Here is a 20,724-nt window from a genome sequence, read left to right on the forward strand (position 1 = left end):
AATAGATTATTCCGGGTCAGTTAGGCTTTTTTGTTACAGGTAAGCGGTGCGTGCCCGGGCCGCAGGCTGATCCAGGACGTCGGGCCAGTGATGTTACTTTCGCTGAACGCAGACCACTCATCCCCGGAAACAAAGCGGGCACGTAATCCACTGGCCACGCTGGCTTCTTCATCCGGCGAGCGAGGCATTGAAACGGTCAGGCTGTCGGGGTCGATGTGCATCCACAGTCCCGACGTCCCGGTAAACGCAGTCATATGATAGCCGAGCATCATGTCAGGCAGCTTACGTTTATTCGTTACGACCATGACGCGAACGTCATAACCTGTCCGCGTAGCATCCTTGTCGGTGACGATGGCACGGACGATGGTCTGCACAGGAAGCCGCTGTTTGCCATCACCTTTCACCTGCGACAGACAGACGATCACGCTGCCTGCCGGCAGTGCGGCATCAAGCGCCTGTATCTCTTCTCGCGTTGCAGCAGGCGCGCTGGCGCAGAACTGCGTCAGACAGAAAAAGAGCGGGAAAAGCGCATGTTTCATTACGGACATTGAAGCATCTTTTGTGCATCCTGACGGTATCAGATATTTTAGCGCCAAACCCGGCAGCGATTAAAAACCGCACAGGGCGAGACGGGTCAGGCCCCCCCGAAACGAATCGTTAACCCTTCTTTCATCACATCACTAAACTCACGGAGAGCGGCAGAATCGAACAGCTGTGGCACCGATTCTGCAGGAACTGGCTTGCCAAAGAAGTATCCCTGAGCAAAATCGCAGCCGTGTATAGTCAGCCACTGCGCCACATCCATTTTTTCTATGCCTTCAGCGGTCACCTGCATCTCAAGACTTTTCCCCATGGCAAGGATCGCATCCACCATCTGGTTTTTATTCGGCGATTCCAGGGCGATAAATGAACGGTCAATTTTAATCTTATCGATGGAAAGCTGCGTCAGATGATACAGACCTGAGTACCCCGTTCCGAAGTCATCCAGCGATACGGATATGCCCATTGCTCTGAACTTACTGAGGTTAGCTTTGGCATTATTCAGGTTGGCAATCAGTGCATCTTCGGTGATTTCAATTTCCAGACGCGAACAGGGGAAGCCCTCCTCCTGTAGCTGACGACGTATCCTGTCGGGGAAATCCAAATCGTCAATCATCGATGCAGACACGTTGATGGCCAGCGTCAGCTCCGGGCTCCAGTTTACGGCAATTCGGCATGACTGACGCAGCATCATTTCGGTCAGTTCCGGCATAACGCCAGTGCGTTCCACTGCGGCGATAAAATCGGCGGGCATCAGCAGGCCGCGGCTGGGATGTTGCCAGCGAGCAAGGATTTCAAAGCCCGATATCACCTGGCGGTGCAGGTCTACTATCGGCTGGAAGTACGGAACAAACTGTTCCTTTCGGACCGCTTCCACAATTTCCCGCTCAAAACGTTCTCTGGCATGCACAGCCTCGCCATAGGCGGGATCGTAGAAGCGGTACGCCCCGCGTGCGGTATTTTTGCTGTGATACATCGCCGTGTCGGCACATTTCAGCAAAAGATCGGGTTCATTGGCATCCTGCGGTGCCAGGGCAATACCGATACTGACACCGGCTGAGGTTTGTTGCGGTGTGGCAGCCAGCGGCAGGGAAAGCGCAGCACAGATATCCGATGCCAGCAGGGCCAGTTCATCCTGTGTCAGGGTGATGGCGATCAGAACAGCAAACTCGTCGCCACCGATACGTGCCACGCTGATCCCCTCGCGGCGGAACTGTCTGAGGCGGTCAGCCAGCTCACACAGCACATCATCACCCGTTGCATGTCCGTACGTATCGTTAATCGGCTTGAATTTATCGAGATCGATGATCATGACGGCAGCGCATGTCTGATTCACCCTGAGCGCCTGAGTGAGTTGCTCCATGAAGACACGACGGTTATGAAGCCCGGTCAGTTCATCATGCCGCGCCAGCCGGAGTGTTTCCCGGCGGGCCTGAACAATTTCAGCGTAGCTCTGGCTGAGTGAAACCAGTAATTTTCGAATAATCCAGCCTGGGATCATAATCGACAGTATGGCAAAGGCGGTGGACGTCAGGACGAAGCGCCAGCGCTCGGCCGTTTCAAAATCAGCATCATAGGCGATGCCCAGCCACGGGAGAACAATGCTCTCGAGCTTAAATTCCCACAGCGTGGCCAGCGCAGCAACGCTCAGCAGAGAGATAAACAACCAGAAAGCCAGTCGCCATTGTAGTTTAGAAGACCGATCTTCCACGTCATAAATCCTGATAATAAGGGGATAGTGATCACTATCGGCCAGGACCCTCTAAACTTGAACGAATGCCTGAAGGCCCGGCCTTCCGGTACTGCAACATCAATCACACTCCGTTATAAGATGAGGACAACCTATGATTTTATCACTCAGGGAACAGGTGGCGCTGGTGACCGGCGCCAGCTCCGGCATTGGCTACGCCTGCGCTGAAGCGCTGGCTGAGGCCGGGGCCAGCGTGGCGATCAACTTTCACAGCCAGGCCGAACCTGCAGAGGCGCTGGCCGACAAAATCCGGGCAGCCGGAGGCCGTGCAATAACGGTTCAGGGAGATGTATCGAAAGAGGCAGACGTGAAGCGGATTTTTGCCCGTACGCTGGCCGAGTTTGGTGTGCTGGATATTCTGGTCGCTAACTCCGGCCTGCAAAAAGACGCCCCCGTGAGTAAGATGACGCTCGCTGACTGGAATGCGGTACTGGAAGTCAACCTTACCGGGCAGTTCCTGTGCGCACAGGCAGCCGTGCAGCAGTTCCGTCAGCAGGATCGCCGGCCAGAGGTGAGCAGGGCTGCGGGAAAAATTATCCATATGAGTTCGGTCCATCAGCTTATCCCGTGGGCCGGCCATATTAATTATGCTGCGTCTAAAGGTGGGGTGGACATGCTGATGCGATCGCTCGCTCAGGAGGTCGGCGAGGAGCGCATCCGTATCAACGCCATTGCGCCAGGGGCCATTGCCACCGCCATTAATCAGGAGAGCACTCAGGGAGAGGCGGCAGATAAGCTGCTGAAGCTCATTCCTTACGGCCGCATCGGTGCCGCAGAGGACGTGGCCAACGCGGTAGTCTGGCTGGCAAGCGATCTGTCTGACTATGTTCACGGCACCACGCTCTTCATTGATGGCGGCATGAGTCTGTATCCGGGATTTCGCGATAACGGCTGACGGCCAGCGCGCAGGTCCGGCCGCAAGACTGCAGATTATTACTTTTCTACAGTGAGACTCTGCGGTGTCGCGGCCTGCCGTGATTGAAAACGCCACCAGTCTGAATCATAATCACTTTATTAAATGTATTTAAAATCAACTAGTTATATTCGTATAATCATTGTTATGTTAAATGTGAGTGCTGGGCAGACTCAGAAGAGGAAGAGGCCGCCTCATGGGTGCGGCCAGCAAATAACTACAGAGATGATACGGCTTGCACGTCGTGCTGGAAGACGTAAGGATCGGATAGCAGCTCAAATTGCTCATCGTCCGGATAGGTGACTGCAACCTGATGCTGTTCGCCTGCGAATGCTTTTACGGCCGCAATATCTTTCCAGTAAGTAGCCAGGAAGAAATGCTCCCATTCACCCTGCGTTTCTCTGCGTACATATGCCCCCAGATTTCCTGGCGTCCTCTCTGAATGTTCAACGCCGGTTTTTTGCAGATGGTTTGCAAAGCCTTCTGCATGCTTGAGCGGGACGCATCCGTGCCATGTTCTTACGATCACTTTTCTATCCTCATGTTCTGGAAGGGATTTAAACATAACATTATGTAGAAGGGGTTTGACGTCCAGTGATGTAAAAAACCACGCTAAGCGGTCTCAGAAATCGATTTTGAAACAACCCTGTCTCAAAGTGACCAAAAAAAGATATTTGGTACCGTTTTTTTGCCCGCAATATGCAGTCTCATAAGTCTCGATATTTCAAACTGTTAGTTCCTTAACGTGGTTTTTCGCACGGTTGGCCTTCGAACCCCGGTTATGTTGGCAGTGCGCTTTACGGACGTTTACCCGACGTAATAAGGCAGTTTCGCCTCGCACATCCGCAGGTGCGTCTGGAGCTGCGGGAAGCCACAACGGCGGCACAAATTACCGCCCTGCGCGAGGGCCAGCTGGATGTGGGGGTGTTGATCCCCCCGGTGGCCAGCGCTGAGGATATCAGCCTGACATCCTTCGATACAGATGCCCTGTGCATCGCCGTGCCACAGGATCATCCTCTCGGTAAACGGCCCGACCTGACGCTGGCGGCACTGGCCGATGAGCCTTTTATTTTATGGCCGCGCCTGGAGGGCCGGGGGTTTCATCTGCAGGCGATCCGCCTGTGCGCCAACGCGGGATTTGTTCCCGAAGTGGCGCAGGAGGCCTTCGGCATGCACGCCGTTCTTTCTCTGGTGGCGGTCGGTGCCGGTGTCACTCTCGCCCCGCAAAGCATGAGCCACTTTCTGGCTGACAGGATCCGCTATTACCCTCTTCCGGACGAGGATGCCCACTTTAATGTTGTCATGGGTCATCGGGACTTATCGCCCGCAGCCGGTGTTTTTGTCCGTCTTGCTTTGCAGGATATGGAAAAATAATGCCGATAAACCAGCGCGGGTGGGATTACTTTTTCCCCTGCCAGTTGCCCCAGGGGCTGTCGGCCGGAGGTGCTGCGACCTCATCCAGGGAAGCAAGGTAGAGGTCTTCGACTTCTTTACGCGCCCAGGGCGTACGGCGCAGGAATTTCAAACTGGATTTGATGCTGGGATCGCTTTTGAAGCAGTTAATATTGACGCGCTTTGCCAGCTCTTCCCAGCCATAACGCGCTTCCAGCTTAATCAACAGCGCTTCAAGGGTAAGTCCATGCAAAGGATCTTTGTCAGAGTGAGAGGTCATTGCGCGCTCCGGCGAGTCTGAGGAAATTGCGCACACGATACTGAGCGATAACGGGTTATGCAATCGGGATCTGTATCATTGAGGTCGCATAAGTCCTCAGCGGTTTTTGACGACAGGTCACGCTTCACCGCTATCCTGACGTCTGCACCCGCCAGGTACGCTGCATAAAATGTACCCGTTGCTTGCGGCCCTGCTGCCATCCCTGGCCTCTTCCAGTGAGTTTTTTACCGGTTCGCGGCGACGATCGCCAGCCGGGTAATCCCCCTCTGCTCCAGCTGCATCGCCGCTTTGGCGGCGCGGATACCGCTGGCGCAGACCAGCACAATCCGGCGGTCGGCTGGCGGCTGCCAGTGTTCAATCTGTTCCGGGCATACCCTGACCGCGCAATCGCTGATGCTGTACGGGGCTTCTTCCAGGCTGCGCAGCTCGACAATGCAGTCGCCGCTGGCCAGCAACTTCCGGTCAATAAACGGTACGCCGGGCCGATCCGGCTCGTCTGCACCGTCAAAGCGAAACTGCCGGAAATGCCACGAGGTAAAATCGCAGTTGATCAGGCAGCCGAGCGGTGAGGGAGAAAATCCGAGCAGGATGCTGAGCGCCATCTGCGCCTGAAGTGCACCGAGCGCCGCCACCGCCGGGCCCATCACCCCGGCGGTATTACAGTTGGCTGCACTGCCCGGCAGCTGCGGGAAAATCGCGCGGTAGCTGGGAGCCCCGCCGCAGAACCCGCCGACATAGCCCTGTCGCCCGAGTACGGAGGCGCTGACCAGCGGCAGGCGGCGCGGCAGGCAGGTATCGGAGAGCAGATAAGTCGCGGCGAAATTGTCGGCGGCATCAATGACCAGATCGATGCTCTCCAGCGCGTCGTCGAGTGTACTGGCGCTCAGCGTTTGCGCGCGAGCCTCCACCACACAGTCAGGGTTGCGCGCATTCAGCGCCAGCCTTGCGCAGGCGGCTTTTAGCTCGCCGGTGTCCTGCAGGGTGTACAGCGTCTGGCGGTGCAGGTTGTGTTCCTCCACCCGATCGCCGTCGTAAATCCGCAGGTAGCCGATACCGGCTCCGGCCAGTTGCGGCAGCAGCGTAGCGCCAAGGCCACCGGCACCCACCACCAGCACCCGTGCCTGTTGCAGGGCCCGCTGCCCGGCATCGCCGATTTCCGGTAGCATCGATTGTCGTTGATAGCGGCTCATGAGTTACCACTCCTGCGAATCAAACTGCGCCATGCCGAAGACAGGCGTCGAGGCGCTGGCCATATCGCGGCGTTCTACCAGACCGGCCTGACAGGCATCCCGCCCGGCACGGATAGCGGCGGAAAATGCCCCGGCCATAAGCACCGGATCCTGTGCTTTGGCGACCGCGGTATTGAGCAGAATACCGTCGAACCCCATTTCCATCGCCTGAGCGGCCTGGCTGGGTGCGCCGATCCCGGCATCGATGATCAGCGGAATATCCTTGAACCAGGCGCGCATGGAGCGCAGCCCCTCAATATTGCGCAGTCCCTGCCCGGAGCCAATCGGTGCGCCCCACGGCATCAGCAGCTCACAGCCGGCCTCGATCAGCTTCTCGCCGAGGATCAGGTCTTCAGTGGTGTAGGGAAAGACCTGAAATCCCTCGGCGCAGAGAATGCGTGCCGCTTCCACCAGTGCAAAGGGATCGGGCTGCAGCGTGTCGGCGTGGCCAATCACCTCCAGTTTGATCCAGGGCGTGTTAAACAGTTCGCGGGCCATATGTGCGGTGGTCACCGCCTCTTTCACGCTGTGACAGCCTGCGGTATTAGGCAGTATGCGTTTATTCAGCCCGGTCAGCACTTCACGGAACACCGCGCCGTGGCTGCCTTCACGCCGCAGGCTGACAGTAATAATCTCACTGCCGGAACGTTCAACGGCCTGCTGCAGAATATGCGGAGAGGGATACCCGGCGGTGCCGAGCAGGAACCGTGACTGTGGAACGAAATCGTAGAACATCTCTTATCCTCCCTGCATCGGTGATAGCACTTCGAGCTCGCAGTCTGCACTCAGCAACTGGGTCTCATAACGGGAACGCGGCACAAACTGACCGTTAAGGGCACTGGCGACACAGCCCGCGTCAATCTGTTGTTCGCGCAGTAGTTCCGCCAGCGTGGTGGCGGTGGTGTCGATCGCTATGCCGTTGAGTTGTATGTTCATATCAGGTTTTCCTGCATCAGTTGCTGCATCAGTTTTTCCGCCATCACGGGGGCGAGAAGAAAACCGTGGCGGTACATGCCGTTAACGGACCAGACGCCGTTGCGGTGGTGAATAGCGGGGACGTTATTGCGCCAGGCAGGACGCAGCCCGCTGCCGCTTTCAAGTACTCTGGCCTCGGCCAGCGCCGGATGGATAGCGTAAGCGGCGCTTAACAACTCCATCATGGCGCGTGCGCTGACCGGGCTGCTGTCATGACTTTCCACCATCGTGGCACCCAGCATGAAGCGCCCTTCCGCCCGCGGTACCAGATAACAGGGAAAGCGGGGGTGTAGCAGGCGAATCGGCCGGGAGAAGGCGACATCATGACTTTGCAGGATCAGCATTTCGCCACGCACGGCGCGCAACGCTGGCTGATCGGGTGCGGCGTGGATCCCTCGGCAGTCGATCACCGTGCCGCCGGGTTTATCCTGATGGAAGGGAACGCCTCCAAGTTGCAGGGCGGCCCGCAGCTGCAGCAACGCGCTGCGCGGGTCGAGGTGGGCTTCTCCGGCAAAAAACAGTCCCCTGGCAAAGCGCCCTTCGAGCGCGGGTTCCAGCGAATCGGGTTCGACCCACTGATGGGCGTGAGTCATGCGGGAGAAGCGGGTAAGTTCAGGCGCGTCGCGCGGCGGGGCGACGACCAGCGTGCCCTGATGTGCCACGCCTTTCACGCGGGCAGACCACCAGGGTGCAGAGCGTTGCCCCAGTTCGACTACTTCTGCCGGCGCGCTTTCACCTTCGCACCAGGGGGCCAGCATACCGCCAGCCAGGTGGGATGCTGCTGCGTGCTGAGGCGATGTGATGACCTCTACGGTATGACCACGTTCAGCAAGCAGCGTGGCGACACACAGCCCGGTGACGCCGTCACCAATCACCGACCAGCGGCTCATGAGCTGTGGTTTCCGCAGAAGGGAAAGAGTATTGCAGATAGTGTCACGTTAGCCTCTCAAACATGCTGAGACCCGTGATAAGGATAAGGAAAAAGGCGGAGACGAGGTGAAGCAGTGCCCACGCAGCAGGTATCCTGTGAAGCCTCAATACAGCTTATCAGGAGACGAGTCTTCCTACGCCAGTATCAACTGGGTCAGGTTCTAAGGGTCGCTAAGCCGCGAAAAATCGCTCATTAGCCTCTCAGTCTCTCTGGCGAGACTCCCCTGACAGGAACTAGTTGTATTTTACCCGGTGGAAATCGTCAAGTTGTAAGCGCGGTTTATCGTGGAAACGGCGGCAGTTTGCGCCACAGAGATTTTTTTTAATTGAATGCTCAATCAATAAAAACTATCATTCTTGCTCTCGTTTACACAAAATTTACTTTTTGGGGGTGATCTGGATCAAGATTTATAGCAATTAATCAATAAATTACACCAATTTCATCCTGATGGTTCTCCCAGTGTAATTAGCGGATATACGGCGGATTTTACCCAGTATGCGCTAATGCGCGCTTCGCAGAGCGGACTTCAGGTTATTTCCCTGATCATTTTTTTGCGGAGACATTATGCCGACGACTGAAATACCAGGAAAGACTCAAAAAGATCGTATCAACCCCGTGGTTTTCTATACCTCAGCAGCGCTTATCCTGCTGTTCTCCCTGACCACCATCCTGTTTACTGATTTTTCCGACCGCTGGATTAATCGCACTCTCGACTGGGTATCTAACACTTTTGGCTGGTATTACCTGCTGGCGGCCACGCTGTACATCGTCTTCGTGCTGTTTATGGCCTGCTCCCGCTTCGGTTCCATCAAGCTGGGGCCTGAGCAGTCAAAGCCGGAGTTCAGCCTGATGAGCTGGGCGGCAATGCTGTTTGCCGCCGGTATCGGGATTGATCTGATGTTCTTCTCGGTGGCCGAACCGGTTACCCAGTACATGATGCCGCCGGAAGGCCAGGGTCAGACGATGGAGGCGGCGCGCCAGGCGATGGTCTGGACACTGTTCCACTACGGTCTGACCGGCTGGTCGATGTACGCCCTGATGGGCATCGCGCTCGGCTACTTTAGCTACCGCTACGGTCTGCCGCTGACCATTCGCTCGGCGCTCTACCCGATTTTCGGCAAGCGTATTAATGGCCCGATTGGTCACACCGTGGATATTGCGGCAGTGCTCGGGACTATTTTTGGTATTGCCACCACGCTCGGGATCGGCGTGGTGCAGCTGAACTACGGCCTGAAGGTACTGTTTGACGTGCCGGAAGGACTGACGGCGCAGGCCGGACTGATTGTTCTGTCGGTGATTATGGCCACCATCTCTGTGACTTCCGGCGTCAATAAAGGCATTCGCTTTCTGTCGGAGCTGAACGTGCTGCTGGCTTTTGGTCTGATCCTGTTTGTACTGTTTGTCGGCGATACCAGCTTCCTGCTGAATGCGCTGGTGCTCAACGTCGGGGATTACATCAATCGCTTTATGGGCATGACGCTGAACAGCTTCGCTTTTGACCGCCCGACAGAATGGATGAACAACTGGACGCTGTTCTTCTGGGCCTGGTGGGTTGCCTGGTCGCCGTTTGTTGGCCTGTTCCTGGCGCGTATTTCACGTGGCCGTACCATCCGCCAGTTCGTGGTGGGCACGCTGACCATTCCGTTTATCTTCACCCTGCTGTGGCTGTCGATTTTTGGCAACAGTGCACTGTACGAAATTATTCACGGCAACATGGCCTTCGCTGAGGAGACCATGGCGCACCCGGAACGCGGCTTCTACAGCCTTCTGGCGCAGTACCCTGGCTTCACCTTCAGCGCCTCGGTGGCGACAATTACCGGTCTGTTATTTTATGTAACGTCTGCGGACTCCGGTTCCCTGGTGCTGGGGAACTTCACCTCGCGCCTGGCTGACATCAACAACGATGCGCCGAACTGGCTGCGTATCTTCTGGTCTGTCGCGATTGGTGTGCTGACGCTGGGGATGCTGATGGTTAACGGCGTTACGGCGTTGCAGAAAACCACGGTGATCATGGGTCTGCCGTTCAGCTTCGTGATCTTCTTTGTGATGGCCGGGCTGTATAAATCCCTGCGAGTGGAAGATCACCGCCGCGCCAGTGCCACGGTGAATACGCCGCCGGTGCCGGTATCGCGTGACGACCGTCTGAACTGGAAACAGCGTATCTCGCGCGTGATGAACTATCCGGGCACCACTCATACCCGTAAAATGCTGGATGACGTCTGTCGCCCGGCCATGGAAGAGGTGGGGCGTGAGCTGGAGCGTCGCGGCGCCAAGGTACAGGTGAACGAACTGCCTGCGGTGGAGGATGAGCGCCTGAACCATCTGGAGCTGCTGGTCGATATGGCAGATGAGCAGAGTTTCCTTTATCAGATCTGGCCGCAGCGTTATTCGGTACCGGCGTTTACCTACCGGGCGCGCAGCGGTAAATCGGATTATTTCCGTCTGGAAACCTTCCTGCTGGAGGGGACACAGGGGAACGATTTGATGGACTATACCAAAGAGCAGATCATCAATGACATTCTCGACCAGTATGAGCGCCACCTGACCTTCCTGCATATTCACCGGGAAGCACCGGGCAACGCCATGCCGTTCCCCGAAGCGTAAAGCGTATGAAAAACCAGACTCCGGTCTGGTTTTTTTTTGCGCAACCAGCGATGAACGATTGTATGGCGATGGCGCAGACCTCAACTTCTCATCTGTGACCGCAGTTTCTCCAGCAGCCACAGCAGGGCCGGATCGTGACTGCGGCGCTTATTCCACATCAGGGAAAGCGTGAAGTCAGGTACGCTGACCGGGGTGGCGCTGTGCTGCAAACCATAGTGCTCAGCCCAGCCTGCTGCCAGCCCCTGCGGAACGGTGGTCAGCGCCGGGATCTGCTTCAGCATCAGCGGAAGTGAAGAGAAATGAGGCGTAACATAGCGCACCCTGCGTGTCCGATTCATGCGCGCCAGCTGTTCGTCAATCAGGCTGTGGCTGGCGCTACGATATGAGACGAGGAGATGATCGTGCGAGACGTAATCCTCAAGGGTGATGGGCGAAGTAAGCGCTAACTGGAGGGGGTGCCACAGCGTGCAGAACCCCATGCGGGTGACCGGTTCGCGTACCGCCCCTGCAGGAACGCCCTGCCCGACAGAAATCGCCACATCGACCTTATCACGCTGCACCATCTCCTCATCAAGAAATGGATCGCTGGCGGTGGTGTATACGGTGATTTCCGGTGCCTCGCGGGCCAGCGTCGCCAGCAGCCCCGGCATCAGCCAGCGTTCCACCCAGTCGCTCATCCCCAGGCGAAAGGTGTGCGCATCCGTTGCCGGTGAAAAGGACGGCGGCTGAAACAGCAGCAGCTGCATCTGCTCCATCAACGGGAGTAATGAGGTCACCAGCGCCTCAGCGCGCGGCGTGGGCGACATTCCTTTTGCGGTTCGCACAAAGAGCGGGTCGTTAAACACCGTGCGCAGTCTTGCCAGCGCCCCGCTCACCGCCGGCTGTCCGAGATGGAGGCGCTCTGCGGCACGTGACACGCTCCCTTCACGGTGCAACACCATCAATACCGTGAGCAGATTGAGATCGATACGGCTAAAATCATTTTCTCTGATGTTATGCATTATTTTAATCAATTTGAATGATGTTAGTGCGGCAAGGATACTGGCATCCACGCAAAAAAACACCATCTGACGAGGTTAAAATGAAGACGCTGATGACGATAATGACCATTATCACCCTTTCCGGCACGGTACTGGCCGCGCCGGTGGCAGTAACGCCTGACACCCAGGCGCCAGGCTATTACCGCATGACATTGGGTAAACTGCGCATCACCGCTGTTTCTGACGGTACGGTCACGATTCCGCTAGATAAATTACTGACTAACATCAGTCCGCAACAGCTGCGTGAGAGCATGGCCAGCGATGCTATGACCCCACAGGCAGAAACGTCAATTAACGCCTTTGTGATTGATAATGGCCAGCAGCGGGTGCTGGTGGATGCCGGTGCCGGCGATCTGTTTGGCCACAACGGCGGCCACCTGCTGGATAATCTGGCGGCGGCAGGTTATCCGGCAGAAACCATTAATGCCGTACTGCTGACGCATATTCACGCCGACCATTCCGGCGGTGTTTCACGCGGCGGTAAACCGGCATTTCCGAATGCGCAGGTCTATGTGGAAAAGAAAGATGCGGACTTCTGGCTGACGCCCGGCAACGTCAACAAAGTGGCAGCCAGCCAGGCCCATACCTTTGCCGAGTCTGAACGCACGCTGCGCCCGGTCATCGCCGCCGGGCGTCTGACCACCTTCAGCGCCCCGGCAACGGTATTTGCCGGTATCCGCGCGATCCCGGCACCCGGACATACGCCGGGCAGCGTGCTGTATCGCGTGGAGAGTGACGGACAAACGCTGGTGCTGTGGGGCGATATCATTCATGCCAAATCGGTGCAGATGCCGGACCCGCATGTGGCGATCCACTTTGATGTCGATCAGAAACACGCCGTGCAGACGCGTGAGGCGGTGCTGGCGCAGATGGCTCAGGAGGGTGACTGGGTGGCGGCTGCGCATATCGCTTTTCCCGGTCTGGGGCATGTAAAACGTGACGGCAGCGGGTACCGCTGGGTGGCGGCAAATTACACGACTCAGCTCAGCCATTAATCACGACGCCGGGCGGACGTCTGCGGCCAGAATTCAGTCCCCCAGTCCGCTCTGGTTCACCGCATCTCAGGCGTTTCCTGTTGGCAGTTACCTGAAAGTGCAGCCGCTCACTGAAGATGAAGTCAGATTATTCCACGTTAAACTGCGCGCTGATCCAGCCGGAAAAAACTGTCATGGCTGCACTTTCGGCTCGTGATTTCAACCGCGTTAACCAGTAGTCGCCAAGGTTGATTTCAGCAGGAAAGGGACGTATCAGTTTTTCCGTTTGCAGCAGATGGTTGAAAACCTTACAGGGAGCCAGTGCGATGCCAGCGCCCAACAGCGCAGCTTCAATCATGGTCAGTGAAGAGTCGAAAATCATTACAGGATGCGTTGGCGAAGGTGGATATTCATTAATGCTTTGCAGCCAGTGGTTCCACTCATCACGACGAAAAGAGCGTAACAGCGTAAATTTATGCACGTCAGCAGGTTGCTGCAACTGCCGGGCAATAGCAGGAATGCACAGCGGAGATAGTGGTGCATCACAAATAAACTGCGCTTCGGTACCGTGCCAGGCACCACTGCCGAAGCGAATAGTGTAATCATGGCCTTCAGCAGCCGGGTCAACGCGATTATTGTGGGTAGAGAGTTGGAGTTCTATATGCGGATGGCGGCGCTTAAAATCGTCCAGACACGGCAACAGTAAACCTGTGGCAAAACTTCCCACGACGCCGATCTTTAACTTTTCTCGCACCTGCCCTTCAGAAAAGCGATCCAGCGTATCGGCAATAAGGTCAAATGAATCGTTTAAAACCGGCAACAGACTTTCACCCTCCGTGGTCAACATCAGTCCGCGTGAAACACGCACAAACAGCCGGCAGCCGAGTTGCTGTTCCAGCGATTTAACCTGCTGGCTGACTGCCGCATGGGTAACATGAAGCTCAATCGCTGCATTAGTAAAGCTGAGATGACGCGCAGCGGCTTCGAAAGCTCTGAGCGCGTTGAGCGGAATGTAAGGGCGAACCACGATATTACCTGTAAGATTTTCTTTTATCAGACGCTAAAATTAACAGTTTGTTGCTGTATGTCAAACAGGGCAAACTGCCTGCAAAACAACAGCCCGGAAGGTTAAAAATAGTGAAAATAGTTTGTCAGGCATTGACAGCGACAGTACTGGCATCGGTGTGTTCCGTGAGTAATGCAGCAAATACTGATGTGGAAAAGACCGTTAACAAGATAATAAAACCGCTTATGCAACAGCAGAGTATCCCCGGCATGGCGGTGGCTGTGATCGTTAAAGGCAGGCCTTATTACTTTACATGGGGTATGGCCGACGAGAAACAACATCAAAGCGTCTCAGAAGACACGCTGTTTGAACTGGGTTCTGTAAGTAAAACTTTCACTGGCGTACTGGGTGGCGTAGGTGTGACAAAAGGTGAGGTAGTACTTAGCGAACCCGTCAGCAAGTACTGGCCGGCGCTTAACACGCCACAGTGGCATCACATTACGCTGTTGCAGCTGGCGACTTACACCGCGGGTGGTTTGCCATTACAGGTTCCGGATGCCGTTAGTGACGAGAATGGACTGGTGAGCTTCTATCGACAGTGGCAGCCGCAATCAGCCCCTGGCAAAATGCGGCAGTATGCCAACAGCAGCATCGGTCTGTTTGGTTTCCTGGCGGTAAAACCCAGTGGACTGTCATTTGAGCAGGCGATGCAACAACGTGTATTGACCCCGCTGAAACTCAATCATACTTATATCAATGTACCGGATTCGGCCCGTAATACTTATGCCTGGGGCTATCGCGAGGGTAAACCGGTACGTGTATCACCGGGAATGCTGGATGCAGAATCCTACGGGGTGAAATCTTCCATAAAAGATATGGCGCGCTGGATGCAGGTCAATATGGATCCACAGCAGGTCGCAGATAAAACGTTACAGCAAGCGTTGAACCTGGCACAAACGCGTTTTTATCGCACCGGTGCGTTATACCAGGGGCTGGGTTGGGAGATGCTGAACTGGCCAGATCAGGCCGCAATGGCAGTGAGAGGTGCAGATAATAAGATCGCGCTCGCGCCACAGCAGGTGCTGGATATGAAACCACATCCCCGAGTGAAGGCGTCATGGGTCCATAAGACGGGCGCTACGGGCGGGTTTGGTGCCTATGTCGCCTTTATCCCTGAAAAACAGGTCGGCATTGTCATGCTGGCAAATAAAAACTATCCAAACCCTGAGCGGATTAAAGCTGCTATGAGCATTTTAAAAGCATTGCAATAGTCGTGTGGTTCGCCGTTCGTGGTTTTGGATGATGCAGGCGGGGAGTACTGCAGAAAGACGCCCTCAGAGCGCGTTTTTGCAGACAACCGACTGAGGTCAAAATGTGATAAGTTAGCGCCATCAGGAATATTTTCATACAGTCTGACCAACGCATTCCCGGTGAGCTAAAAAACCAAAGTGAAGATGACGGCGTACTTATTTGAGAATAAGAAAAAAACCTATCTGGCGATTGCTTTAGTATTTTTTGTTCTGGGGCTATGGATTTTCTATATGCTCTGGGCTTCCCGGATTGGAATGCGAACCGTGCTAATGACCTCGGTTCCGGTGTGGCTGACCTGTATTACTGCCGGGTCGGTTCTGGGGCTTTGCATTGCAGGGCGGGTGACCTGGTCCCGACCTTCAGGAAAAAAACCAAAATATATCATAGAGTGTTTCTTCGGTGGGTTGTCCCTGGGTATTGTCACTCTGCTGAATGTTTACGATGTCTGTGTTTATCTGCTTCCCGGCCAGATAATCCACTATCAGTCTGAATATGAAATAAAGTTTCCGGGCCCTGCTGTTGGCAAGTATTCTCACTGCGAGGCCGGGTTATGGATTAAAGATATCCATACTCAGCGCTGGCTTGAGCTGTGCACAAACAGTCAGGAGTTATATCTTCAACGGAAGCCGGGTATGAACCGAGTACAGGTAACGGCACGCACAAACAGATTTGGCTCGTATATTATGGAATATCAGTTTGTCACTCTTTAACCCGATCGGCTGTCATCTTTTTTTCCCCTTTGTGGGCCTGCGGGAGCAGGCCGGCAAAGGATCAGTGTTTTTCTCCCAGCGGCATTACGCTGCGACCAAACTGTTCATTCAGCACTTCTCCCATGGCCAGATAGATAGCGCTGGCGCCACACAGCAGCCCTGTCCAGCCCGCAACATAAATGATGTTGTGACTATCCATCAGATGGCCAGTCGCCAGCAGGATGAACAGTACCGTCAGACTCAGGAAAACAAACTGAAGCGCGCGGCAGCCTGCCAGGGTGCCAAAGAACATGAACAGTGTGAATATGCCCCACAGGCCGAGGAATACGCCGAGAAAGTGTGCGTCTGCCGCCTCTGCCAGCCCCATTTTCGGCAACAGCAGGATCGTCACCAGCGTCAGCCAGAAGCATCCGTAAGAGGTAAACGCCGTTAAGCCGAAGGTATTCCCTTTTTTATATTCCAGCAGGCCAGCGGCGATTTGTGCAATGCCGCCGTAGAAAATGCCCATCGCCAGAATAATGCTGTCCATCGGGAATAAACCGATGTTGTGCAGATTCAATAGAATGGTGGTCATGCCAAAACCCATCAGGCCCAGCGGAGCCGGATTAGCGAACGTCGTGTTACCCATAATTCCCCAGAAGATCGTGATAACGTGCAGAAAAGGTCATCGCCCGCCAGCATATCCGGCGGGGCGCGAAATCATAATCAGCGCGCTTAACCGTGTCTTTGATCCCATCAGGGGGAAATGAAACATTTGCATGTATTTTCACTGTTCGCTCAGCGAGTAATTATTGTCAGGCAAGCAATATAGTTACAACATACAATCACTGTTTTCTAAAAACCGCTCGCCACCTTCCAGCTCGGGGAACCAATATAGATTAGCATTTGCCTGTATCAGCAAACAAAAAACACGCTTACAGAATGAAATGACGGATTCCACGCTGCCCGTAAAGCATGGCTCACCCGCAGGAAATCTGAATCATTGACCCGCATATTGCTTCCCGGTAGTGTTCACTGAATAAATCATTTTATTAAAATTATGACAAGTCACTCATATTTCAATTTAAAAGCCCCTACTACAATGACCATAAACGCAGCGGCGACCAGCGCGAATGCCACATAAAGATTCGTCAGATGAGCCACCCAGCCGATCAGCGCCGGGCCGCCCAGTACACCGAGATAACCCAGCGTCGCAACCATGGCAACGGAACGATGAACCGGCATCGCCTTTTCCTGCCCAGCCAGTGTGATCAGCACCGGGACAATATTGGCCGCACCGATCCCTACCAGAGCAAACCCGCACAATGCCAGCGTCCATCCGGGCAACAACACCGCCATCAGATAACCTGCAATGCCCAGAGCCCCACCAACAATCAACACGCGTTTACGCCCCAGCACCCGCACCACGGCATCACCCATAGCCCGCATCAGTGACATGGCGATGGCGAAAGCAGCGAATCCCCAGCCGGCATGTTCCAGCGCCATACCGCGATCCTGAGTGATGAAAATACCGCTCCAGTCGAGGATCGCGCCTTCAGCCATAAAGCAGATCATGGCCATGATGGCCATCAGCACCAGTCGGAAGTTCGGCCGGCTCGGGCTACCGGTTTCCTGCTGCTCTTCATCTCCGCCGGAAGGCAGTAATGCCGGAAATGAACAGGCGGTCACGATGACAATCAGCGCAATAGCCCAGAATGTGGTGACCTGCGGCGTGATCCCTGCACCAAGCATCAGCGCACCTCCACCGGCACCAACCAGCCCACCCACGCTCCACAGGCAGTGGAACCCCGACATCAGGGGTTTTTCCGCAGCCTGCTCCACCAGGGTACCCTGCACGTTCATCGCCACATCAGCCAGCCCAATCCCCATGCCAAAAATAAACAGGCTGATGGCCAATATGCGGATATCACTTAGCGTGGACAGCAGGGGCAACATCAGACAGTAGAGGATCACCGAGACAATAATGACGCGACGGCATCCCGCCAGACCGATTATTCTGCCTGACCCCAGCATGGCGACCAGCGATCCTCCCCCAAGACACAGCAACAGCAGTCCCAGCTGTCCGGCTTCAGCATGGGTACGCATCTGTGCATACGGTACCAGCGCGGCCCACAGGCCCATTGCCATCCCGGTGACAAAAAAAATTGCCCGTGTGGCGACGCGCCGTGCAGGACTTCCTGTGTGCAGAGGGAGATCGATCACTGACATGCGTTACCATCCATTTATAAAAAACTTATTAAAAGACTATTAATAACCGCAAAAAGTATAGGAGCTGGGTGACAGAGCTGTCAATCGGGAGAGAGAATGTTTAACACCAAACGTAAGGTATAACCGGGATTATGTGTTGAATAACCGATAGTGATTGTAGTTTTGCAGCGTCAGTTCAGCGATGCCTTGCAGATAGTCCTGTCGGATAGATGGCCGGTAAACCAGCACAGGCAGGTGTTTTGGCGGGATATGTTGCCGGCAGATCTGCAAAATATCGGGAAGATGCGTCTCGCTGAGACGGGGTCCTGACAGCGCCACCGTAACCGGATTAATCATTGCCGCCAGTGAGATAACAATGTTAGCCAGCTCCTCCGTCAGCGATAATACTTTGCCAGAAGCAAAAGGCAGATGGGAAACTTCCCCGGCGAAATTATTGGCCCCGATCAGCACCTGACCGTTGATCACCATGCCACAGCCAGTGCAGGGAACCTCCGGTTTATAGATATAGGCGACCGGAGCGCTGACATCAGGGCAGTTGCTGCGATAAAACCCCCATGCCGTAAAATTGATGTCATTGCCGACCTGAATAAAGCAACCTGTACGCTGGCCGACTGCCTGCTCAACCGACATACTGGTAAACAGAGAAATATCACATGAGGTCACTACGCCGTCGACAATCACCCCAGGTAAGCCGATGCCGATAGTCTGCACGTCAGGGTGTTCAGACAACAGGGTGGCGATATGTTGGTAAAACATGTCTGCCGTCAGAGGAAGGAAAGGAATTTCTCCCTCCTCCAGGATGCCGCCCGTGGCGGAACTCAATGACCACACCAGTTCCGCAGCATCATCGCTACCTGCCGCGTAGAGACTGAGAACGGAGAAAAAATCAGGATTGCAGGCGTAACGCTGTGCCGGGCGCCCACCGCGTGAAGCTTCATGCTCCAGAGCCAGCACTTCCCCGCTGGCAGAAAGCTCATTCAGAACGGCTCCACAGGTGGCCGCGCTCAGTCCGCTCTGTACGGCAACCTCCCCCTTGGTCGCCGAACCCAGCGATTTCAGGGTGCGGGTGACCAGCGCAATATTATTTTTGCGCATTTCACGCGTTGTACGGTTCAACGGACTGTTCATTGCATCTCATCGGCTGGCGGAAAACCGGGCTAATTTAGCATAAAAATAGCCCCCTTGTTTTCTTTAGGATCTGACGTACGTATCGGGATCGCCCCTGACATCGCTTCTCAATCACTCTTTCTAACGTGTCGTTTAATATTGGTTTAATTTTTAATTAATTTAAATAAAATAACAGATTGTTTCACTATTATTTTTTACCTATTATACCGCCTCAAGTTTAATTTAATTATAAACAAGGGATGTTTAATGAATCGTATTGTGAAATTATTTGTTGTAGGCGCTGTTTTGTCCACTCTGACTGCGTGCACCGGCCATATTGAGAACAAACAAAAAGACTGTAGTTATGATTATCTGTTCCATCCTTCTGTCTCCATTTCAAAATGGATTGGCGGTTGCGGACCAACAGACAAGTAACCTTTGAAGGCCGGGTGCACTTATCCGGCCATTTAAATCAATATGTTAAGTCATAACACTGTTTATCATGGAGGTATTTACCTTCCATATAGATATCAGTCAATAACAATATGACGGTTTTTTATCCACGCCAACGGATGCATCACATCAATAAATCCCTTTCTGCGCTTCTTCTCTAAAGATCAAATCACCATTATTCTTTTAAATAAAAAAATAAATCAATCACGCATGAGAAAACAGGTTTACTCAGAATAATGATTAATTGAACCACTAAAAAACAGTGAAAAAAAACGTATTATCACTACAGCAATCACCGATGATTAAGATATTACTGAAACACTCTGGCCGTCAGGAAGTCGACCAGGGCACGAATTTTTGGTGAGGCATGTCGGCTGGCAGGCCATAAAATATGGAAGGTCCCCCGCCACTCAATATAATCACTGAGTAACGGTACCAGACTACCGTCAGTCACCAGATGGCGGATGGCAAAATCAGGCAGGCAGGCTATTCCCAGACCACGCTGTGCAAAACAGACGCGCGTTTCGATATTATTGCAGACCATAGACGTGGGTATCGCCAGGTCGGTGGCGCCACGCAGCGGCCATTTTTCCAGTTTCCCACTGTGAGGAAAGCGATAGTGCAGACACTGATGGTTCAGCAGGTCGGCAGGCCGCTGCGGCGTTCCCTTTTCCGCGAGATAAGCCGGTGAGGCAACCAGCATCGCGCTGAAATATCCCAACCGCCTGGCGGATAAACGTGAGTCTGCGGGTTCACCGGTTCTGATCACCGCATCGAACCCGTCTTCAATCACATCCACTAACTGCTCGGTAAAATCCAGATCCAGCGCAATATCCGGGTACTGACGCATAAAATCACCCAGTACAGGCAGCATCAGCGAGCTGACCAGCGGCAGGCTGATACGTAACCTGCCGGAGGGTTTTCCGCTGGCATGGGACAGCTCCAGCTGTGCGGCTTCAACTTCAGCCAGAATCCGGCGGCAGCGCTCCAGAAACAGCGCACCTTCTGCAGTCAGCGTAATACTGCGGGTGCTGCGGTGAAACAGGCGGACCCCAAGCTTTTCCTCCAGCCGGGCGACATTTTTCCCCACCGCCGATGCTGACAGGCCCAGCTGACGCCCGGCACTGACAAAACTTCGGGTATCAGCGACCTGCACAAATACGTTAAACCCGCTCAGACTGTCCATCAGCACCCCATTAGAGAAAATTGTTCCGTAGTTAAGCGAACTATACCCTGGTTTTTCTTTAATTAGCGGTTGATTAAGGTATGGGGGTGATCCACCTACTGCTAACGGAACGTTT

Annotated in this window: 20 protein-coding genes, 1 pseudogene and 1 riboswitch; of the genes and pseudogenes, 7 read left to right on the forward strand and 14 right to left on the reverse strand. The window is 54.5% G+C overall.

Annotated elements, in window-relative coordinates:
- Positions 1-20: 20 nt before the first annotated feature.
- A complete protein-coding gene (locus tag ABEH87_RS19835) occupies positions 21-548 on the reverse strand; it encodes a hypothetical protein (protein ID WP_346578907.1) in 528 nt (175 codons plus the stop codon).
- Between the two features lie 86 nt (positions 549-634).
- Positions 635-2,251: an EAL domain-containing protein gene (locus tag ABEH87_RS19840; protein WP_346578908.1), complete on the reverse strand. Its 1,617-nt coding sequence runs from the start codon at positions 2,249-2,251 to the stop codon at positions 635-637.
- A 133-nt stretch (positions 2,252-2,384) separates the two neighbouring features.
- On the opposite strand from ABEH87_RS19840, the gene ABEH87_RS19845 reads away from it, so the two are divergent.
- Positions 2,385-3,185, forward strand: coding sequence for a glucose 1-dehydrogenase (locus tag ABEH87_RS19845; RefSeq protein WP_346578910.1), 801 nt, complete (start codon positions 2,385-2,387; stop codon positions 3,183-3,185).
- Between the two features lie 235 nt (positions 3,186-3,420).
- Here the strand turns inward: ABEH87_RS19845 and ABEH87_RS19850 are convergent, their stop codons facing one another.
- Entirely contained in the window at positions 3,421-3,732 is a 312-nt protein-coding gene (locus ABEH87_RS19850; protein WP_346578912.1) for an antibiotic biosynthesis monooxygenase, read from the reverse strand.
- 266 nt (positions 3,733-3,998) lie between these two features.
- Between ABEH87_RS19850 and ABEH87_RS19855 the strand changes: the two are divergent.
- Positions 3,999-4,577: pseudogene (locus ABEH87_RS19855) on the forward strand (LysR family substrate-binding domain-containing protein); the annotation flags it as partial.
- A gap of 25 nt (positions 4,578-4,602) precedes the next feature.
- Here the strand turns inward: ABEH87_RS19855 and ABEH87_RS19860 are convergent.
- The 5 genes from ABEH87_RS19860 to ABEH87_RS19880 form a co-directional block, all read right to left on the reverse strand.
- Positions 4,603-4,875, reverse strand: a complete 273-nt coding sequence (locus ABEH87_RS19860; RefSeq protein WP_346578914.1) for a VF530 family protein — start codon at positions 4,873-4,875, stop codon at positions 4,603-4,605.
- Between the two features lie 224 nt (positions 4,876-5,099).
- Entirely contained in the window at positions 5,100-6,065 is a 966-nt protein-coding gene (locus ABEH87_RS19865) for a HesA/MoeB/ThiF family protein (RefSeq protein WP_346578916.1), read from the reverse strand.
- 3 nt (positions 6,066-6,068) lie between these two features.
- Entirely contained in the window at positions 6,069-6,839 is a 771-nt protein-coding gene (locus ABEH87_RS19870; protein ID WP_346578918.1) for a thiazole synthase, read from the reverse strand.
- A 3-nt stretch (positions 6,840-6,842) separates the two neighbouring features.
- The gene (thiS, locus tag ABEH87_RS19875) at positions 6,843-7,040 is read right to left on the reverse strand and encodes a sulfur carrier protein ThiS (RefSeq protein ID WP_346578919.1); all 198 of its coding nucleotides are present in this window, start codon (positions 7,038-7,040) and stop codon (positions 6,843-6,845) included.
- The gene (locus tag ABEH87_RS19880; protein WP_346578921.1) at positions 7,037-7,969 is read right to left on the reverse strand and encodes an FAD-dependent oxidoreductase; all 933 of its coding nucleotides are present in this window, start codon (positions 7,967-7,969) and stop codon (positions 7,037-7,039) included. The genes thiS and ABEH87_RS19880 overlap by 4 nt, the downstream gene beginning before the upstream one ends.
- Positions 7,970-8,123: 154 nt before the next feature.
- A riboswitch (TPP riboswitch) is annotated at positions 8,124-8,245 on the reverse strand.
- Positions 8,246-8,574: 329 nt separating this feature from the next.
- Here ABEH87_RS19880 and ABEH87_RS19885 point away from each other — a divergent pair.
- Positions 8,575-10,614, forward strand: coding sequence for a choline transporter (locus ABEH87_RS19885; RefSeq protein WP_346578923.1), 2,040 nt, complete (start codon positions 8,575-8,577; stop codon positions 10,612-10,614).
- Positions 10,615-10,694: 80 nt separating this feature from the next.
- On the opposite strand, the gene ABEH87_RS19890 is transcribed toward ABEH87_RS19885, so the two are convergent.
- Positions 10,695-11,615, reverse strand: coding sequence for a LysR family transcriptional regulator (locus ABEH87_RS19890; protein ID WP_346578925.1), 921 nt, complete (start codon positions 11,613-11,615; stop codon positions 10,695-10,697).
- A gap of 80 nt (positions 11,616-11,695) precedes the next feature.
- Here ABEH87_RS19890 and ABEH87_RS19895 point away from each other — a divergent pair, with 80 nt between their 5' ends.
- The gene (locus ABEH87_RS19895) at positions 11,696-12,649 is read left to right on the forward strand and encodes an MBL fold metallo-hydrolase (RefSeq protein ID WP_346578927.1); all 954 of its coding nucleotides are present in this window, start codon (positions 11,696-11,698) and stop codon (positions 12,647-12,649) included.
- A 127-nt stretch (positions 12,650-12,776) separates the two neighbouring features.
- On the opposite strand, the gene ampR is transcribed toward ABEH87_RS19895, so the two are convergent.
- Entirely contained in the window at positions 12,777-13,655 is an 879-nt protein-coding gene (gene ampR / locus ABEH87_RS19900; protein ID WP_346578929.1) for a LysR family transcriptional regulator AmpR, read from the reverse strand.
- Positions 13,656-13,765: 110 nt separating this feature from the next.
- On the opposite strand from ampR, the gene ampC reads away from it, so the two are divergent.
- Positions 13,766-14,905: a class C beta-lactamase gene (gene ampC, locus ABEH87_RS19905; RefSeq protein WP_346578995.1), complete on the forward strand. Its 1,140-nt coding sequence runs from the start codon at positions 13,766-13,768 to the stop codon at positions 14,903-14,905.
- A 177-nt stretch (positions 14,906-15,082) separates the two neighbouring features.
- Positions 15,083-15,655 carry a hypothetical protein gene (locus ABEH87_RS19910; RefSeq protein WP_346578931.1) on the forward strand — a complete coding sequence of 191 codons (573 nt, stop codon included), beginning with the start codon at positions 15,083-15,085 and terminating at the stop codon, positions 15,653-15,655.
- Between the two features lie 61 nt (positions 15,656-15,716).
- Here ABEH87_RS19910 and satP read toward each other — a convergent pair whose 3' ends face one another.
- The 3 genes from satP to ABEH87_RS19925 all read right to left on the reverse strand — a co-directional run bounded on the left by satP (position 15,717) and on the right by ABEH87_RS19925 (position 18,991).
- The gene (gene satP, locus ABEH87_RS19915) at positions 15,717-16,283 is read right to left on the reverse strand and encodes an acetate uptake transporter (RefSeq protein WP_346578933.1); all 567 of its coding nucleotides are present in this window, start codon (positions 16,281-16,283) and stop codon (positions 15,717-15,719) included.
- 419 nt (positions 16,284-16,702) lie between these two features.
- Positions 16,703-17,863 carry an MFS transporter gene (locus tag ABEH87_RS19920; RefSeq protein WP_346578935.1) on the reverse strand — a complete coding sequence of 387 codons (1,161 nt, stop codon included), beginning with the start codon at positions 17,861-17,863 and terminating at the stop codon, positions 16,703-16,705.
- A gap of 129 nt (positions 17,864-17,992) precedes the next feature.
- The gene (locus tag ABEH87_RS19925; RefSeq protein WP_346578937.1) at positions 17,993-18,991 is read right to left on the reverse strand and encodes an ROK family protein; all 999 of its coding nucleotides are present in this window, start codon (positions 18,989-18,991) and stop codon (positions 17,993-17,995) included.
- Positions 18,992-19,237: 246 nt separating this feature from the next.
- Here ABEH87_RS19925 and ABEH87_RS19930 point away from each other — a divergent pair, with 246 nt between their 5' ends.
- Positions 19,238-19,405, forward strand: coding sequence for a YhfL family protein (locus tag ABEH87_RS19930; protein WP_346578939.1), 168 nt, complete (start codon positions 19,238-19,240; stop codon positions 19,403-19,405).
- A gap of 328 nt (positions 19,406-19,733) precedes the next feature.
- On the opposite strand, the gene ABEH87_RS19935 is transcribed toward ABEH87_RS19930, so the two are convergent.
- Complete coding sequence (locus tag ABEH87_RS19935) at positions 19,734-20,609, reverse strand: LysR family transcriptional regulator (protein ID WP_346578941.1); 876 nt, start codon at positions 20,607-20,609, stop codon at positions 19,734-19,736.
- Positions 20,610-20,724 lie beyond the last annotated feature (115 nt).

The organism is Erwinia sp. Eh17-17 (genome assembly GCF_039675725.1).
Classification (GTDB): domain Bacteria; phylum Pseudomonadota; class Gammaproteobacteria; order Enterobacterales; family Enterobacteriaceae; genus Erwinia.

Bases quoted from the DNA above. Each gene is read 5' to 3' on its own strand.
- ABEH87_RS19845 (WP_346578910.1), top strand. From the start codon at position 2,385: ATGATTTTATCACTCAGGGAACAGGTGGCGCTGGTGACCGGCGCCAGC.
- ABEH87_RS19870 (WP_346578918.1), bottom strand. From the start codon at position 6,839: ATGTTCTACGATTTCGTTCCACAGTCACGGTTCCTGCTCGGCACCGCC.
- ABEH87_RS19860 (WP_346578914.1), bottom strand. From the start codon at position 4,875: ATGACCTCTCACTCTGACAAAGATCCTTTGCATGGACTTACCCTTGAA.
- ABEH87_RS19895 (WP_346578927.1), top strand. From the start codon at position 11,696: ATGAAGACGCTGATGACGATAATGACCATTATCACCCTTTCCGGCACG.
- satP (WP_346578933.1), bottom strand. From the start codon at position 16,283: ATGGGTAACACGACGTTCGCTAATCCGGCTCCGCTGGGCCTGATGGGT.
- ABEH87_RS19885 (WP_346578923.1), top strand. From the start codon at position 8,575: ATGCCGACGACTGAAATACCAGGAAAGACTCAAAAAGATCGTATCAAC.
- ABEH87_RS19920 (WP_346578935.1), bottom strand. From the start codon at position 17,863: ATGTCAGTGATCGATCTCCCTCTGCACACAGGAAGTCCTGCACGGCGC.
- ABEH87_RS19835 (WP_346578907.1), bottom strand. From the start codon at position 548: ATGTCCGTAATGAAACATGCGCTTTTCCCGCTCTTTTTCTGTCTGACG.
- ABEH87_RS19930 (WP_346578939.1), top strand. From the start codon at position 19,238: ATGAATCGTATTGTGAAATTATTTGTTGTAGGCGCTGTTTTGTCCACT.
- ABEH87_RS19865 (WP_346578916.1), bottom strand. From the start codon at position 6,065: ATGAGCCGCTATCAACGACAATCGATGCTACCGGAAATCGGCGATGCC.
- ABEH87_RS19880 (WP_346578921.1), bottom strand. From the start codon at position 7,969: ATGAGCCGCTGGTCGGTGATTGGTGACGGCGTCACCGGGCTGTGTGTC.
- ABEH87_RS19935 (WP_346578941.1), bottom strand. From the start codon at position 20,609: ATGGACAGTCTGAGCGGGTTTAACGTATTTGTGCAGGTCGCTGATACC.
- thiS (WP_346578919.1), bottom strand. From the start codon at position 7,040: ATGAACATACAACTCAACGGCATAGCGATCGACACCACCGCCACCACG.
- ABEH87_RS19890 (WP_346578925.1), bottom strand. From the start codon at position 11,615: ATGCATAACATCAGAGAAAATGATTTTAGCCGTATCGATCTCAATCTG.
- ABEH87_RS19925 (WP_346578937.1), bottom strand. From the start codon at position 18,991: ATGAACAGTCCGTTGAACCGTACAACGCGTGAAATGCGCAAAAATAAT.